Raw genomic sequence first — 1,297 nt, 5'->3', positions numbered from 1 at the left:
TGTCCTGTCTCGCTTGATGGTTGACACTCTGGCCTCGCTTGATGCTTGACACCTTGATCGTCTTCTGTGCCTGCTCGTGGCGTTATCGGCGCTTCGGGGGAGGCTCAGGTGGCATTGGTGGAGTTGAGCGTCGTGGAGCAGCGCTATCACGCGGTGATCGAGGTGTTGTCGGGGGCGACGGTCACCGACGTGGCGGGCCGGTATGGGGTGTCGCGGCAGTCGGTGCATACCTGGGTGCGCCGGTATCAGGATGGCGGCCTGGCGGGGCTGGCCGACCGATCGCACGCGCCGAAGGCGCATCCAATGCAGACCCCGGCCGCGATCGAGGCGTTGATCTGTGAGCTGCGGCGGGCCCATCCGCGGTGGGGTCCGCGCACTCTGTTGTGGGAGCTGGGGCGGCGCCGGGTGGAGCCGTTGCCGTCACGGGCGAGCATCTATCGGGTGCTGGTGCGTAACGGGCTGGTCGAGCCGGTCGCCCGCAGGCGCAGGCGCGAGAATTACCGGCGCTGGGAGCGGCCCGGGCCGATGCAGCTGTGGCAGATGGACATCATGGGCGGGCTGCTACTGGCCGACGGCAGCGAGGCCAAGCTGATCACCGGCGTGGACGATCACTCCCGGTTCTGCGTGATCGCCTCGGTGGTGGCGCGGCCGACCGGGCGGCTGGTATGCGCCGCGTTCGCCGAGGCGATGCGCGCCTATGGGGTGCCGCTGGAGGTGCTGACCGACAACGGTAAGCAGTTCACCGGCCGGTTCGGCGGGCCGAAGGCGGGTGAGGTGCTGTTCGAGCGGGTCTGCCGGGAGAACGGCATCAAGCTGCGTCACACCGCCCCCAGGACCCCGACCACCACCGGGAAGATCGAGCGCTTCCATCAGAGCGTGCGCCGTGAGCTGCTGGCCGAGGCGCTGCCGTTCGCCTCGCTCGAGGCCGCCCAAGCCGAGATGGACGCGTTCGCCGAGCATTACAACACCGGCCGCCCGCACCAGGCGCTGGACATGGCCTTTCCCGCGGACCGGTTCTTCGCCGAGCGCAGTGACGGCCAGCGCCGGGCCGAGCGGGAGCTGCCGCTGCACCTGCCCGCCGGCCTGACCACGGTGCCCGTTCCCGCATCTGGAGCCGCTCCGGCGGCCCGTGCCACTGCCACGCCCGCGGATTCTCCGGTCTCGGCCATCAACCACTCTGATCAGCTCGAACGGCCCGAGCCCATCCTGACGAGCAGGGTCGATCCGCTGTCGCGCCAGGCGATCGAGGTCGATCGGACCGTGCCCGCGTCGGGGAACCTGTCGATCGGTGGCCAGC

At 69.9% G+C, this 1,297-nt stretch carries 1 protein-coding gene; it reads left to right on the top strand.

Features of this window, described 5'->3' with window-relative positions; all coding sequences use genetic code 11:
- Window positions 1-123: 123 nt before the first annotated feature.
- Window positions 124-1,297, top strand: a 1,174-nt coding sequence (locus tag ACIBHX_RS52350; RefSeq protein ID WP_397076540.1) for an IS481 family transposase, incomplete at its 3' end; no start/stop codon positions are given.

The sequence above is a fragment of the Nonomuraea sp. NPDC050536 genome, from assembly GCF_044457685.1.
Classification (GTDB): domain Bacteria; phylum Actinomycetota; class Actinomycetes; order Streptosporangiales; family Streptosporangiaceae; genus Nonomuraea.
The sequence above is the reverse complement of the archived record's forward strand: the minus strand, read 5'-3'. Positions and strand labels throughout refer to the sequence as shown.